At 66.3% G+C, this 14,908-nt stretch carries 13 protein-coding genes; 8 read left to right on the top strand and 5 right to left on the bottom strand.

Annotation, left to right across the window (positions count from 1 at the left end; genetic code table 11):
- Window positions 1-139 precede the first annotated feature (139 nt).
- The 3 genes from J9314_RS08335 to guaB1 all read right to left on the bottom strand — a co-directional run bounded on the left by J9314_RS08335 (window position 140) and on the right by guaB1 (window position 4,124).
- Window positions 140-1,201, bottom strand: a complete 1,062-nt coding sequence (locus tag J9314_RS08335) for a hemolysin family protein (RefSeq protein ID WP_210605294.1) — start codon at window positions 1,199-1,201, stop codon at window positions 140-142.
- Window positions 1,198-2,535 (bottom strand): hemolysin family protein, encoded by a 1,338-nt coding sequence (locus J9314_RS08330; protein WP_181275336.1) that lies wholly within the window; start codon window positions 2,533-2,535, stop codon window positions 1,198-1,200. The genes J9314_RS08335 and J9314_RS08330 overlap by 4 nt, the downstream gene beginning before the upstream one ends.
- 131 nt (window positions 2,536-2,666) lie before the next feature.
- Window positions 2,667-4,124 (bottom strand): GMP reductase, encoded by a 1,458-nt coding sequence (gene guaB1 / locus J9314_RS08325; RefSeq protein WP_210605293.1) that lies wholly within the window; start codon window positions 4,122-4,124, stop codon window positions 2,667-2,669.
- Window positions 4,125-4,226: 102 nt separating this feature from the next.
- Here guaB1 and J9314_RS08320 point away from each other — a divergent pair, with 102 nt between their 5' ends.
- The 3 genes from J9314_RS08320 to J9314_RS19450 all read left to right on the top strand — a co-directional run bounded on the left by J9314_RS08320 (window position 4,227) and on the right by J9314_RS19450 (window position 8,726).
- Window positions 4,227-7,970 (top strand): multifunctional oxoglutarate decarboxylase/oxoglutarate dehydrogenase thiamine pyrophosphate-binding subunit/dihydrolipoyllysine-residue succinyltransferase subunit, encoded by a 3,744-nt coding sequence (locus tag J9314_RS08320; protein ID WP_210605292.1) that lies wholly within the window; start codon window positions 4,227-4,229, stop codon window positions 7,968-7,970.
- Entirely contained in the window at window positions 7,967-8,581 is a 615-nt protein-coding gene (locus tag J9314_RS08315; protein ID WP_210605291.1) for a GDSL-type esterase/lipase family protein, read from the top strand. Before J9314_RS08320 ends, J9314_RS08315 begins: the two co-directional genes overlap by 4 nt.
- 70 nt (window positions 8,582-8,651) lie before the next feature.
- Window positions 8,652-8,726, top strand: coding sequence for a 50S ribosomal protein bL37 (locus tag J9314_RS19450; protein WP_373563657.1), 75 nt, complete (start codon window positions 8,652-8,654; stop codon window positions 8,724-8,726).
- Between the two features lie 104 nt (window positions 8,727-8,830).
- On the opposite strand, the gene rsrA is transcribed toward J9314_RS19450, so the two are convergent.
- Together rsrA and J9314_RS08305 are read right to left on the bottom strand one after the other, a co-directional pair.
- Entirely contained in the window at window positions 8,831-9,097 is a 267-nt protein-coding gene (gene rsrA, locus J9314_RS08310; protein ID WP_181275340.1) for a mycothiol system anti-sigma-R factor, read from the bottom strand.
- The gene (locus J9314_RS08305; protein ID WP_181275341.1) at window positions 9,094-9,702 is read right to left on the bottom strand and encodes a sigma-70 family RNA polymerase sigma factor; all 609 of its coding nucleotides are present in this window, start codon (window positions 9,700-9,702) and stop codon (window positions 9,094-9,096) included. Before J9314_RS08305 ends, rsrA begins: the two co-directional genes overlap by 4 nt.
- Before the next feature lie 194 nt (window positions 9,703-9,896).
- Between J9314_RS08305 and J9314_RS08300 the strand changes: the two genes are divergently transcribed.
- Genes J9314_RS08300 through J9314_RS08280 form a run of 5 tightly spaced genes read left to right on the top strand, consistent with a single transcriptional unit; the run spans window position 9,897 to window position 14,844 of the window.
- On the top strand, window positions 9,897-10,394 hold the full coding sequence (locus J9314_RS08300) for a DoxX family protein (RefSeq protein ID WP_181275342.1): 498 nt from the start codon (window positions 9,897-9,899) through the stop codon (window positions 10,392-10,394).
- A complete protein-coding gene (gene aroA / locus J9314_RS08295) occupies window positions 10,387-11,721 on the top strand; it encodes a 3-phosphoshikimate 1-carboxyvinyltransferase (protein ID WP_246490687.1) in 1,335 nt (444 codons plus the stop codon). Before J9314_RS08300 ends, aroA begins: the two co-directional genes overlap by 8 nt.
- Window position 11,722: 1 nt before the next feature.
- Window positions 11,723-12,781, top strand: a complete 1,059-nt coding sequence (rsgA, locus tag J9314_RS08290) for a ribosome small subunit-dependent GTPase A (RefSeq protein WP_210605289.1) — start codon at window positions 11,723-11,725, stop codon at window positions 12,779-12,781.
- 9 nt (window positions 12,782-12,790) lie between these two features.
- A complete protein-coding gene (gene hisN, locus J9314_RS08285; protein WP_210605288.1) occupies window positions 12,791-13,582 on the top strand; it encodes a histidinol-phosphatase in 792 nt (263 codons plus the stop codon).
- Complete coding sequence (locus J9314_RS08280) at window positions 13,582-14,844, top strand: aminotransferase class I/II-fold pyridoxal phosphate-dependent enzyme (RefSeq protein WP_210605287.1); 1,263 nt, start codon at window positions 13,582-13,584, stop codon at window positions 14,842-14,844. Before hisN ends, J9314_RS08280 begins: the two co-directional genes overlap by 1 nt.
- The last annotated feature ends 64 nt before the right edge of the window (window positions 14,845-14,908 follow it).

The following is a 14,908-nucleotide window of genomic DNA, read 5'->3' as shown; positions in this document are numbered from 1 at the left end:
ATCACTACAGATGACCTTCTGTGCGTGGCGGGGTTCACCGCTTCGTTACCATTCGTTACCGACGGCGTCGAGGCGGCGATCCCGGCCTGAACCGGGCAGCGCCGCCTCGAGGGGCCCTGTCGGCCGGCCGGGCTCGCCTTCAGCTGCGGGAGTCGAATCGGCCCCGCTGCATCGCATCCTGCACCTCACCGACGAGCTCTTCGAGCACGTCCTCGAGGAACAGCAGACCGAGGACCTGCGCCTCGGCGTCGATGACCCTGGCGACGTGGATGCCGACCTTCTGCATCTGCGCCAGCGCCTCCTCGACCTCGTCATCGGCAGTGACGGTGAACAGCGGTCGGAACCGCTTGCCCGGCACGGGAGCATCGAACGCGTCGTCGGTGTCGGCATAGAGGACGTCCTTGATGTGGAGGTAGTCCTGCGGGTACCCGTCGTCGCCGACGACGAAGTAGCGCGAGTAGCCGGTCTTGCCGACGAGCGTGACGAGTTCGTTCGGAGTGACCTTGCCAGAGATCGTCACCAGCTCCGCCATCGGGACCATGATGTCGGCGGCGGTCTTGTCGCTGAACTCCAGTGCTCCCTTGAGCAGTCCCGTGTCGTCGCTGAGCAGTCCTTCGCGCTTCGACTCGGCGACGATCGATTCGACCTGCTCGATCGTGTACGCCTCGTTCACCTCGTCGCGGGCCTCGATCTTGAACAGATGGAGGATCGCGTTGGCGAGTCCGTTGAGCGGACGGATGACGAAGCCGAAGACACGGGCCAGGAACACCAGGGGCGTCGCAAGCACCATGATCGCCTGGCCCGAGACAGCCAGGGCGATGTTCTTCGGCACCATCTCACCGATGACGACGTGCAGGTAGGTCACGACTCCGAGAGCGAGGACGAAGGAGATCGTCGAGGACAGTCCGGCCGGGATCCCGAGGCCCTCAAGTGGTCCGGCCAGCAGATGGTGGATGGCCGGTTCGGCCACATTGCCCAGCAGCAGCGAACAGACGGTGATGCCGAGCTGGCAGATCGCCAGCATCAGCGAGACGTGCTCCATCGCGAACAGCGCGGTCTTCGAGGCCGACGATCCCTCGGCCGCCCGCGGTTCGATCTGCGAGCGTTTGGCAGCGACCACGGCGAATTCGGCGGCGACGAAGAACGAGTTGCCCAGCAGCAGGACGACCAGCCAGACGAGTCCGAACCAATCGGCGCTCATCGGCTCTCACCTCCCGTCTCCGTTTCGTAAGCCGCGGCATCGGTGGCCCGCAGCACCACCCGGAGCCGCTCGATCCGACGGCCGTGCATCCGCTCGACGCGGATCAGAGCCTCATCGGTGCGCACCTGGTCCCCGGGTTCCGGGATCCGCCCGAGCTCCTTGAGCACGAAGCCGGCCAGCGTCTCGTAGTCGGAATCCTCGGGGATCGAGATCCCGATCGTCGAGGAGATCTCATCGGGGCGCAGCTGACCCGGGACGATCCAGGATCCGTCCCGCGCGGGACGGGCGGCTACTCGCATCCGGTCGTGTTCGTCGGCAACCTCACCGACGAGCTCTTCGACGACGTCTTCCAAGGTCACGACTCCGGCCGTGCCGCCGAACTCGTCGACGACCACGGCCATCTGCAGTCCCGTGGCGCGCAGCTCCATGAGCAAGGGGTCGAGCGTCTGTGTCTCCGGGATCTCCCTGACCTCGGTCATCAGCCCTCCGGCATAGGCATCGTCCCGGTTGGCCAACGGCACGGCGAAGGCCTGCTTGACGTGGACGACACCGACGATGTGGTCCTTGTCCTCTTCGGCGACGGGGAAGCGGGAGAACCCGGTCTCACGCGCCTGTTCGATGATCTGGCGGGCCGTCGTGTCCTTCTCCACCGTCGACATACGGGTGCGCGGGGTCATCACGTCTTCGGCGGTGCGTTCGGAGAAGCTCAGCGTCCGTTCGAGCAGATCGGCGGTCTGCTCGTCGAGCACGCCTTCCTCGGCGGAATGCCGGACGAGGGAGGTCAGCTCCTCCGGCGACCGCCCGACCGAGCCTTCCTCCTGCGGTTCGATGCCCATCGACATGAGGATCTTGTTGGCCGTCCCATTGAGCACGGCGATGACGGGCTTGAAGACGATCGAGAAGACATACTGGATCGGTGCGGCGATCCGCCCGGTGGCCAGGGGGACCGCGATCGCGAGATTCTTCGGCACGAGTTCGCCGAAGATCATCGACCCCACGGTGGACACGATGAGGGCGATCGTCAGGGCCAGAGGAGCCGCGAGTCCGGGGCCGACTCCCCAGGTCTCGAACACCGGTGCCAGCAGCTTGCCCAGCGACGGCTCCATCAGATAGCCGGTGAGCAGAGTGGTGATCGTGATGCCCACCTGAGCCGCGGAGAGCTGGGTGGACAGGTGCGTCATCGACTGTCGGAGCGTCTTCGCCCCCACCACCCCGTCTTCGACGGCTCTGTCCGCGGTGTGCCGGTCGAGGGTCAGCAGGGAGAACTCAGCTGCGACGAAGACGCCGGTGCCGAGGATGAGGAACAGCGCGAGAGCGAGGAACAGCCATTCCATCAGCGACGATCCCCGCCGATCGCGGTCCGGGGAACAGAGTGGGTGAAGGGAGTGACCCGCACGGGGTGAGGGTCGTCATCTGGGGCGCCGGCTTCCCGCCGGCAGGGACTGTCACTGGTCATGGAGGAATCTTACCAACTTCCCGCCAGCGGACGGCCCTCTTCGTATCCGGCCGCGCTCTGCACGCCGACGGCGGCGCGCTGGGCGAACTCGCCGAGGCTGCGGGCCCCCGCGTAGGTGAAGGAGCTGCGCACGCCCGAGGTGATCCCGTCCAGCAGATCCTCGACTCCGGGAGACTGCGGGTCGATGTACATCGTCGATGAGGAGATCCCCTCTTCGAACAGTCCCTTCCGGGCGCGGGAGAACGCCGATTCGGTGCGGGTGCGGTTGGCCACGGCGCGGGCGGAGGCCATACCGAAGCTCTCCTTGTACTTGCGTCCCTCGCCGTCGACGAGGAGGTCGCCGGGCGATTCATGGGTGCCGGCGAACCAGGAGCCGACCATCACCTGTGACGCACCTGCGGCCAGCGCCAGAGCCACGTCGCGGGGATAGCGGACTCCGCCGTCGGCCCAGACGTGGGCACCGAGCTCGCGAGCTGCCTCGGCGCATTCGAGCACGGCGGAGAACTGCGGGCGGCCGACCGCGGTCATCATCCGGGTCGTGCACATCGCCCCCGGACCGACACCGACCTTGACGATCTGCGCGCCTGCGGAGACGAGGTCGCGCACTCCCTCGGCCGTGACGACGTTGCCGGCCGCGATCGGCACGCCGAGGTCGGCATCCGCGATCGTCTGGAGCACGTCGATCATCTTCGCCTGATGGCCGTGGGCGGTGTCGATGACGAGGACGTCGGCGCCGGCTTCGACCAGGGCCTTCGCGCGGTCGAGCGCGGCGCCGTTGACGCCGATCGCCACGGCGATCCTCAGTCGGCCCTGCGCATCGAGGTTCGGAGCGTAGATCGACGAGCGCAGCAGCGCCTTCGGGGTCAGGCTGCCGAGCACGATGCCGTCATCGTCGACGACTGCGGCGAACTCGGCCCGCGTCTCGGTCATCGATTCGAAGAGCGCTTCGAGCCGAGCTTCGTCGCCCCAGTCGATCTCGCCTGCGCGGATCACGTGCGGCGAGGACACGAGGAGGTCCGACACCGAGGTGAAGCGATCGACGCCGCGCAGATCGGCAGCGTCGATGATGCCCTCGAGTCGACCCGACGGGTCGACGACGACACCGAAGCCGTGCGGACGCTTGGCCAGGACGTGGAGGGCGTTGATCACGGTGTCCTCCGGGGAGAAGCGCAGGGCGGACTCGAAGATCCGGTCGCGGCTCTTGACCCAGTCGATGGTCTCGCGTGCGGCGGTCAGCGGAATGTCCTGCGGAAGCACCGCCAAGCCGCCTCGCCGGGCCATCGTCTCGGCCATCCGGCGGCCGGACACGGCCGTCATGTTCGCGGCGACGAGCGGGGTCGTCGAGCCCGTCGGATCGGTCGTGGAGAGGTCGACGTCGAAGCGCGAGGTCAGCGCCGATGAGTTCGGGACGAGGAAGACATCGGAGTAGGTGAGATCGCTGCTGGGGTCATTTGAGATGAAACGCATAACACTATTGTCCCTTATGTGCACTTTGCAGGGCACATCGCGTTAGGCTGGGAGATGTCGTTAAGCAGCAAGTCTTGAATCAGGAAGTAGGCGATCAACGCCGTGTCCGTCAATACTCCGAACCGCACCGTTGAAGACTTCGGGTCCAACGAGTGGCTGGTCGAGGAATTGTATGAGCAGTACAAGTCAGATAAGAACTCGGTCGACAAGTCCTGGTGGCCGTTCTTCGACAAGTACGAGAAGAACAGCGGCGGTCAGGGCGCTGCTGCCCAGCCCGCGGCGAAAGCGGCTGAGAAGTCCGGCGCGAAGCCGGCTGAGAAGTCCGCTCCGAAGTCGGAGCCCAAGGCCTCTGCTCCTGCGCAGGCCCCTGCCGCGGCGCGGGAGACCTCACGCGGCGTCTCACCCTCATCGGCCGAATCCGAGACGCTGAAGGCCGAGACGAAGTCCGTACCGCAGGTCACCCCGAAGGACACGGCCCCGCAGCCGGAGCCGGAAGAGACGATCACTCCGCTGCGCGGCCCCGCGAAGCTCATCGCGAAGAACATGGACGAGTCCATCGAAGTCCCGACCGCCACCTCGGTGCGGGCACTGCCTGCCAAGGCGCTCATCGACAACCGGATCGTCATCAACTCGCACCTCAAGCGCACCCGCGGCGGAAAGGTCTCCTTCACCCACCTCATCGGCTACGCCGTCATCCGCGCACTGCAGAACTTCCCCTCGCAGAACGTCTCCTATGACGTCCGCGACGGCAAGCCCGTGATGATCTCCCCCGCGCACATCAACTTCGGTCTCGCCATCGACGTCCCGAAGAAGGACGGCACCCGCACCCTGCTGGTGCCGAACGTGAAGAAGGCCGAGACGCTGACCTTCCGCCAGTTCGTCGACGCCTACGACGGCCTCGTCGACAAGGCCCGCAAGGGCAAGCTCACCGCCGACGACTTCGCCGGCACCACGGTCTCGCTGACCAACCCGGGCGGCATCGGCACCGTGCATTCGGTGCCGCGGCTGACGAAGGGCCAGGGCTGCATCATCGGAGTCGGCGCGCTCGACTACCCGGCAGAATTCCAGGGCGCGAGCCAGAAGACGATCAACGACCTGGCCGTGTCCAAGGTCCTGACCATGACGTCGACCTATGATCACCGCGTGATCCAAGGTGCCGGCTCGGGTGAGTTCCTCAAGCTCGTCCACAGCTACCTCCTCGGTGAGGACGGCTTCTACGATGACGTCTTCGAGTCCCTGCGCCTGCCGTACGAACCGGTCCGCTGGGTTCCCGATGTCTCTGCCGAGGACCAGGACGATGTCAACAAGACCGCGCGCGTCATCGAACTCATCGATGCCTACCGCACCCGCGGTCACCTCATGGCCAACATCGATCCGTTGGTCTACCGTCAGCGTTCGCATCCGGACCTCGACATCAACCAGCACGGTCTGACCCTGTGGGACCTCGAACGCGAGTTCCCCACCGGCGGATTCGGCGCGAAGCCGATGATGCCCTTCCGCAGCATCCTCGGGCTGCTGCGTGAGAGCTACTGCCGGACCATCGGCTTCGAGTACATGCACATCGCCGATCCCGTGCAGCGCCGCTGGTTCCAGTCGAAGATCGAGGTTCCCCACCAGGAGCTGACTCGGTCCGAGCAGGGACATATCCTCGGCCGACTCAACGCCGCAGAAGCGTTCGAGACCTTCCTGCAGACGAAGTACATCGGGCAGAAGCGCTTCAGCCTCGAAGGCGGAGAGTCTGCGATCGTCCTCCTCGACGAGATCCTCAATCAGTCCGCGGACACCGGACTCGACGAGGTCGCCATCGGAATGGCGCACCGCGGACGTCTCAACGTGCTCACGAACATCGCCGGCAAGTCCTATGCGCAGATCTTCCGCGAATTCGACGGCACCATGTCCCCCGACAGCGTGCAGGGCTCCGGCGATGTCAAGTACCACCTCGGCACCCAGGGCTCGTTCACCTCGCCTTCGGGCAACACCACCGGCGTGTACGTCGCCGCGAACCCCAGCCACCTCGAAACCGTCGACCCCGTCCTCGAAGGAATCGTCCGCGCGAAGCAGGACCTCGTCGATCAGGGCGAAGCCGGCTTCACGGTGCTGCCGGTCCTCGTCCACGGCGATGCGGCCTTCGCCGGTCAGGGTGTCGTCACCGAGACGCTCAACCTGTCCGAGCTGCGCGGCTACCGCACCGGCGGAACCGTCCACGTCATCATCAACAACCAGGTCGGGTTCACCACTCCCCCCGCCTCGGCGCGCTCGTCCTTCTACTGCACCGACGTGGCGAAGTCGATCAACGCCCCGATCTTCCACGTCAACGGCGATGACCCCGAAGCCGTCGTGCGTGCAGCGCGCCTGGCCTTCGAATACCGCCAGGAGTTCAACCGCGACGTCGTCATCGACCTCGTCTGCTACCGCCGCCGCGGTCACAACGAAGGCGACGACCCTTCGATGACCCAGCCGCTGATGTACTCGCTCATCGAGAAGAAGGGTTCGGTGCGCAAGCTCTACACCGAGTCCCTCGTGGGCAGGAAGTGCATCACCGACGAAGAGGCCGCCGAGGCGCTCAAGGACTACCAGTCGAAGCTGGAGTCCGCATTCGCCGAGACGAAGGAAGCCGAGACCGGACCGTACGACGGCGAGGCCTTCAACGCTCCCTACGAGCCCAGCGACATCGAGAGCTACAACGATACCGAAACCGCGATCAGCCCCGAGACGCTCACCCGCATCGGGGAGGCCTTCGCCGAGGTGCCCGAGGGCTTCACGATCCACAAGAAGCTGCGGGCTCTGCTGGAGAAGCGCAAGGAGATGGCGCTTTCAGGAGGAATCGACTGGGGCTTCGCCGAGCTCATCGCCTTCGGTTCGCTGCTCATGGACGGTGTGCCGGTGCGTCTGGCCGGCCAGGACTCCCGCCGCGGCACCTTCGTCCAGCGTCATTCGGTGCTCATCGACTCGATCAACGGCAACGAGTGGACCCCGCTGCAGAACCTCACCGAGGATCAGGCTCGCTTCTGGGTCTATGATTCGCTGCTGAGCGAGTACGCGGCCGTCGGCTTCGAATACGGCTACTCCGTCCAGCGCAAGGACGCCCTCGTCGCCTGGGAAGCACAGTTCGGCGACTTCGCCCAGGGCGCCCAGTCGGTCATCGACGAGTTCATCTCCTCGTCCGAGCAGAAGTGGCAGCAGAACTCCGGCGTCATCATGCTCCTGCCGCACGGCTACGAGGGGCAGGGACCCGACCACTCCTCAGGACGCATCGAGCGCTACCTGCAGCTGTGCGCGGAGTCGAACATGACGGTGGCTCAGCCGTCGTCGGGTGCCTCGCACTTCCACCTGCTGCGTCGGCACGCCGCGACGACGAACAAGCGTCCGCTCATCGTCTTCACGCCGAAGTCGATGCTGCGACTCAAGGCCGCTGCGAACTCGCCTGAGGAATTCACCTCAGGTCGGTTCGAGGCCGTCATCGACGACACCGACGTCGATGCCGCTCAGGTCGATCGCGTGGTCCTCGTGTCCGGCAAGCTCTACTGGGAGCTCAAGGCCAAGCGCGAGAAGGACAACGACACGAAGATGGCGCTCGTCCGTTTCGAGCAGCTCTACCCGCTCGACGAGGAGGCCATCACCGCTGTTCTCGATCGCTTCCCGGCCGATGCCGAGATCGTCTGGGCACAGGAGGAACCGGAGAACCAGGGCGCATGGCCGTTCATGGCCATGAACCTGCCGCAGCTGCTCGGTGACCGCCCTGTCACCGTGGTCGCGCGTGCTGCTTCAGCAGCCACCTCGACGGGTCTCAAGCACTTCCATGAGGCCCAGCAGCAGGACCTCGTCGAACGGATCTTCACCCGGTGAGCAGCGACACGACCACAACCATCGCCGTGGTCGGCGGCCCCCTGGTCGCCGGCCACGGTGACGGTCGTGGTCTCGGGTGGGTCGGTCGGGTGACTGCCCGGACTCTGCCGAGCCTGCCCGACCTCAAGGTCTATCCGCTGGCCGTGCCCCGTGAGGACTCCGCCGAGCTCCACGCTCGCACCATCGCCGAGGCGTCCCTGCGGTTCACCCCGGACGGTGACAATCGTCTGGTGCTGGCGCTGGGTTCCGGCGATCTCGATTCGGGCCGTTCGGTGGCCAGGGCCCGCCTCGACGTGGCCAACGTCCTCGACGAGGCCCTGGCTCGGAAGGTCTCGACCTTCGTGCTCGGGCCTCCGCCGGAGCACGACGGGGACCGCAACCGTCGCATCGCCGAGCTCAACACGAGCTTCTCCGATGTGGCCAAGCGTCGCGGCATCACCTACGTCGACGCGTTCACTCCCCTGCTCGGACACCCGGTCTGGCAGCGTGAACTCGCATCGTCACGGGATCATCTGCCCGCGCAGGAGGGCTACGGGCTGCTGGCGTGGCTGGTCCTCCACCGCGGCTGGTTCAGCTGGCTGGGCGTCCGCGACGTCCTCGGCGACAGCTGAGAGCGCCCCCGCGTCTTTGCCCTGTCAGGGCGATCATGAGAGAATTAACCGTCTATTGAAGGAGAGCACTATGAGCAAGCGTGGCCGTAAGCGTCGCGATCGCCGTCGCAACAAGGCGAACCACGGCAATCGTCCGAACAGCTGATGCACTGATTCGTTCAGTACGCGACGAGGGCGGGAAGAGATTCGATCTCTTCCCGCCCTCGTCGTCTCTCCGAGCCTGGTCGGCTCCGCCGGCTCAGTGCCTGGTCAGCTCCGCCAGGACGCCTGTTCGAGAGCGATCCGCTGCCGGATCTTCTCGCGCAGACCCATGGGAGCCCGATCATGGCTGCATGAACGTCGCACCAGCTCCTTGAGCAGCGCTTCGATCTCATACTCGTCGTGGCAGGACGGGCACTGTTCGAGGTGGATCGAGATCTCGCGGATCTCCGTCGTCGTCAGCTCGCCGTCGAGGTAGTGGTAGATCCGCATCAGGGATTCGGTCCTGACGCTTTCGCAGCATCCTTCGTCGCTCATTTCGCACCTCCCTCAGGATTCGCGAAACCGCGTTCGGCGGCGTAGTCGGCCAACATCTCCCGCAGCTGGCGTCGCCCGCGGTGCAGCCTGGACATCACTGTGCCGATCGGGGTCTCCATGATCTCGGCGATCTCCTTGTACGGCAGTCCTTCGACATCGGCATAATAGACGACCATGCGGAAGTCCTCGGGCAGAGCCGACAGCGCATCCTTGACATCGGAGTCGGGCAGATGATCGAGCGCCTCGAGCTCGGCAGAGCGTCCGCCCGAGGACGAATGGCTGTCGGCCTGAGCGATCTGCCAGTCCTCGATGTCCTCGCTGCCGTGCTCCTTCGGCTGCCGCTGCTTCTTGCGGTAGTTGTTGATGAAGGTGTTCGTCAGAATCCGATACAGCCACGCCTTGAGGTTCGTGCCGGGCTTGTACTGGTGAAAGGCGGCATAGGCCTTCGCGTACGCCTCTTGGACCAGGTCCTCGGCGTCGGCGGGATTGCGGGTCATCCGCAGAGCAGCCGCGTAGAGCTGGTTGACATATTCCAGAGCGTCGCGCTCGAAACGCTCCGACCTCTCGGTCGCCGTTTCGGGGACTTCTTTGACTGATTCGGTCATCGCAGTCAATGGTACGCCCGTTCTCTCCAGGACGGCAGTGGCACTCATAGACCTTCCCTTCTGCCGATCGTTGCCGGGCGGGTCTGACCCGCCCCATATCTTCATCGCCTGTAACATCGAGCAGAGGTCCCACTATTCCCCGCACAGCAGTTATGCTTGCCATTGAGATGCCCGCCACTCAAGGAAGGACCACAGTGTCTCCCATCCGTTTCATCGCACGGCCCATGCTGGCCGCCGGATACATCCTCAACGGCGTCGACCGTCTGCGTCGACCCGAAGCCGCAGCCGCTTCGGTCGCGCCCCTTCTCAGCCAGGCCCGCAAGCAGATCGATGTGCCTGTGGATGCGACGACCCTCGCACGCGCCACCGGTGTGGCACAGGTCGCCGCCGGCTCGCTGCTGGCCATCGGACGCTTCCCGCGCATCAGCGCCACAATCCTCGTGGGCACCTACCTGCTCGACACCGTCGGTGAGCGCCTCGCGGCGGAGAAGACGACTTCGAAGGACGAGAAGAAGGCCCGCAACGAGCGGACCCTGCAGCGGACTTCGATGCTCGGCGGCGCCCTGCTGGCCAGCGTCGACACCGCGGGACGCCCCGGACTCTGGTGGCGCACCCAGCATGCCGCCGAGGATCTCTGGTCGAGCGTCGAAGACACCTCCAAGCAGGCCCTCAATGCTCTCGGAGTTGACTGACATCCCCACGCAGACTCCCCCGGTGACCGGCGACTGGCAGGCACCAGTCGCCGGTTCTTCCATCACCGCCACCGTCACCGTTCCCGGATCGAAGTCGCTGACGAACCGCTATCTCGTCCTCGCCGCACTCGCCCAGTCCGAATCCGATCTCAAGGGCTGGCTGCGCAGCCGCGACACCCTTCTCATGGTCGAGGCTCTGCGCGCGCTCGGGGCCGCAATCGACGACGACGGCGATGTCCTCCACATCGAACCGATCGACTTCGCCGCGGCAGCTGATTCCCCCGCCGAGGCGGCCGGGCCGATCACCATCGACTGCGGTCTCGCCGGGACCGTCATGCGCTTCGTCCCGCCGCTGGCCGCGCTGACCGGACGAGAGGTCGTCCTCGACGGCGATGAGCAGGCGCGGGTGCGCCCCATGTCGGTGACCGTGGAGTCGCTGAGCCGCCTCGGCGCATCGATCGCCTCCGCTGACGGCCGGCTGCCGTTGTCCATCCATCCCAGCGCTGCGCTGCGCGGCGGTCACCTCGAGATCGATGCCAGCGCCTCGAGCCAATTCGTCTCCGGACTGCTGCTGGCCGCTCCTGTCATGCCTCTGGGACTCGAACTCGTCAACACCGGCGGCGCCGTGCCCAGCCGCACCCATGTCGACATGACCATCGAGGTGCTCAGGGACGCTGGAGTCGATATCAGCGAACCCGAACCGGAACGCTGGATCGTCGAGCCCGGACTGCCGCGGGGACTCGATGTCCTCGTCGAACCCGATCTGTCCAACGCCGCCGCCTTCGCCGCCGCCGCTGTGGCCACCGCCGGCACGGTCACGATCGCCGACTGGCCCGTCCACACCACCCAGGCCGGTGACGGCTTCCGCGGCATCGCCGAGGCCTTCGGCGCGCAGGTCCACCTCGACAGAGAGGGTCTGCATGTCACAGGATCATCCACGCTTCGCGCAGTCGACCTCGATCTCTCTGCGGTCGGTGAGCTCACACCCGTCGTCGCGGCACTGGCCGGACTGGCCGAGGGCACCTCACAGCTGCGCGGCATCGGACACCTGCGCGGCCATGAGACGGATCGTCTGGCCGCGCTGACGAGGGAGCTGACCGCCGTCGGCGTCGATGTCGTCGAACACCCCGACGCCCTGACGATCACCGGAGCCTCGAAGCTGCGGCCGGCCCTCTGGCACACCTATCACGACCATCGCATGGTCATGGCCGGGGCGATCCTCGGCCTCCGCATCGAGGGCCTGACCATCGAGAACGCGGGCACCGTGGCCAAGACCCTGCCCGATTTCACCCAGCTGTGGGAAGCCATGATCACCCCCGGGGCCTGAGATGGCGAAGATCTACCGCGACGAGGACTACCGACCGCGACCGAACCGTCGCGGCTCCCGCCCTCGCACGAAGAACAGGCCCGACCACAGCGACGCCGTGACCGGTATGGTCATCGCAGTCGACCGGGGACGCTGCCGAGTCATCCTCTCCGACCCGTCGGGAGGCTTCACCTCCCCCATCCCGGCACGCGGAGGAAAGGGGAAGAAGAACCGTCGAGCCACCTCGGTGACGGCGGTGCGCGCCTCCGGCCTGCGGAAGCAGGCGATCGTCCCCGGTGACATCGTCCGCCTCGTCGGTGACACCTCCGGACAGGAGGGGTCCCTGGCCCGGCTCGTCGAGATCGTCGAGCGGCGGAATCTGCTCCGACGCAGCGCCGATGACACCGACCCGACCGAACGCGTCATCGTCGCCAACGTCGACGTCATGGGCATCGTCACCGCGACCATGGACCCCGAACCCTCCTACGGGCTCATCGACCGGGCACTCGTCGCCGCATACGATGCTGATATCGAACCCCTGCTCATCGTCACCAAGACCGATCTGCATTCGGCCGAGGAGATCCGCCGCCGTTTTGCCGCCAGCGGTATCGACATCGTCGAATCGGCCATCGGATCAGAGCGTGACGCCGTCGACGCCGAAGTGCTCGACCGGCTCATCGGTCGCATCAGCGTCCTCGTCGGCCATTCCGGGGTCGGCAAATCCACGCTGACGAATGCACTCGTGCCCGCCGCCGAACGCGCGACCGGTCACGTCAACGATGTCACCGGTCGCGGACGCCACACCTCGTCATCGGCCGTGTGCCTCCCCCTCGACGGCGGAGGCTGGCTCGTCGACACCCCTGGCGTGCGCAGCTTCGGCCTCGCCCACGTCGACCGAGAGACCCTGCTGTCGGCCTTTCCCGAACTCGTCGAGGCCACCGCGGACTGCCCACGCGGCTGCACCCATCTGCCCGACTCCCCCGGCTGCCGACTCGACGAGTGGGTCGCAGCGGGACGAGCCGGGTCCGGGGGTGTCTCACGACTGGAGTCGCTGCGCAGGCTGCTGCCGTCGACTGGATAGGCTGAGGGCATGAACGACCTCGACCTGGCGAGAGAACTCGCCGATCTCGCCGACGACATCAGCCTGGCCAGATTCACCGCTCAGGACTTCACCGTCGAGACCAAACCCGACCTCACTCCGGTGACCGAATGCGACCGTGCCGTCGAACAGGCGATCATGGCCCGGCTCGAGCGAGAACGGCCGGCCGACAGCGTCCTCGGGGAGGAATTCGGCTCCCACGGTCAGTCGCCTCGGCGGTGGATCATCGATCCGATCGATGGGACGAAGAACTTCGTCCGCGGCGTGCCCGTATGGGCCACGCTCATCTCCCTCTATGACGGTGAGACTCCGCTGCTCGGAATGGTCTCGGCTCCGGCGCTCGGCCGACGCTGGTGGGCCGAACAGGGGAAGGGAGCCTTCGCCTCGGCGCTGGGAGCACCGGCGAGGCGGATCTCGGTGTCCGAGGTCGACCAACTGGCCGACGCCTCCCTGTCGTATGCGTCCCTGTCGGGGTGGAAGGAACTCGGTGCCTTCGACGGATTCCTCGAACTCTGCGAGAGCCTGTGGCGGACCCGCGGGTACGGTGACTTCTACTCCTACATGCTGTTGGCCGAGGGTGCGGTCGACCTCGCCTGCGAACCCGAACTCGCCCTCTACGACATGGGTGCACTCGTGCCGATCGTGCTCGAGGCCGGGGGCACGTTCACGAACACGGCGGGTGTGCCCGGGCCCTTCGGCGGCAACGCCGTGGCCAGCAACTCCCGCCTCCACGAGGCAGCGCTCGACCTGCTCGGTCGCGTCGAACCGAAGGAGATCTCCTGATGCCGGATGTGCGCCGAGCCGATCTGTGGCACGCGATGGCCGAATCCGCGGGTCTGACGAATCCCGACGGGTCGATCGGCGAGACGATCTACGGGCAGATGACGAAGCTCGCCGCCCGCCTGGGAGCGGTCAACCTCGGTCAGGGTGCGCCGGGCACGGAGCCGCCTGCCGAACTCATCGACGCCGCCACCGAGGCGATGCGTGCCGGGTTCAATCAGTACGCCCCGGGTCAGGGCTTCCCTCAGCTGCTCGAAGCCGTCGCCGCCCAGCGCGAACGGGACTTCGCGCAGAGCGTCGACCCCGCCGAGGTGCTCTACACCGCCGGCGCCACGGAAGGACTGACAGCGGCGATCCTCGCGCTCCTGCCCCGCGGCGGCGTCGTCCTCGCGTTCGAGCCGTTCTATGACTCCTATCCGGCAGCGATCACGGCTGCCGGGGGCAGCCTGAAAACGGTCCCGATCCTGCCCGACGGCGACGGGGGCTTCGCGCCGGACTGGGAGCTCTTCGACCAAGTCGTGGCCGAGACGCGACCGGCTATCATCCTCGTCAACACCCCGCACAATCCCACGGGCTACCTCTTCACCGCTTCCGAGCTTGCGCATATCGGGAAGGCCGCGGCAGAGGTCGACGCCTGGGTGCTGACCGATGAGGTCTACGAACAGCTCGTACTCACCGACCAGGGGCATGTCCCGCCGGCAGTCGCGATCGCTGATCGGGAACGGGTCGTCACCGTCTCCTCGGCCGGCAAATCGTGGAACACCACCGGATGGAAGATCGGCTGGGTCATCGCAGCCCCCGAAGTGCGCGAAGCCATCCAGGCGGTCAAACAGTTCCTCACATTCACTGCCGGCGGGCCGATGCAGATCGCAATGGCTCAGATGCTCTCCGGAGACTCTCGCTTCGTCGAGGAGAACCGAGCGTCTCTGGCCGCCCGGGCCGAGGTGCTCGTACCCGCCTGCCGGACCGTGCCCGGTGCGATCGTCTCGACCCCGCGTGCCGGGTACTTCACCGTGATGGACTTCTCCGCCCTCACGGACCTCGACGCCTTCGCGCTCAATGACCTGCTGGCCCGAGAGTTCTCCCTCGTCGGCATCCCGGTTCCCGCCCTCTGCCGGGCCGACAGCCCGGCATACGAGGCCTATCGGTCCTCGATCCGGTATTCGTTCTGTAAGTCCGTTGAGGACGTCGACAAGGGCGCAGAGCGGTTCATCGCCCTCGGCGAACACCTCCGGAACCATCCCGACGCCCTGAGAGCTTCTTGAGGGCTGCAGACCGGGGGTCTGATGGCTCCACCGTGAGGGCTGCGGACTGAGAATTCGGCCGCGC

It is taken from the genome of Brevibacterium oceani (assembly GCF_017948325.1).
In the GTDB taxonomy this organism is placed as follows: Bacteria; Actinomycetota; Actinomycetes; order Actinomycetales; family Brevibacteriaceae; genus Brevibacterium; species Brevibacterium oceani.
Note: the sequence above shows the minus strand (reverse complement) of the source record. Positions and strands in the feature narration are given on the sequence as shown.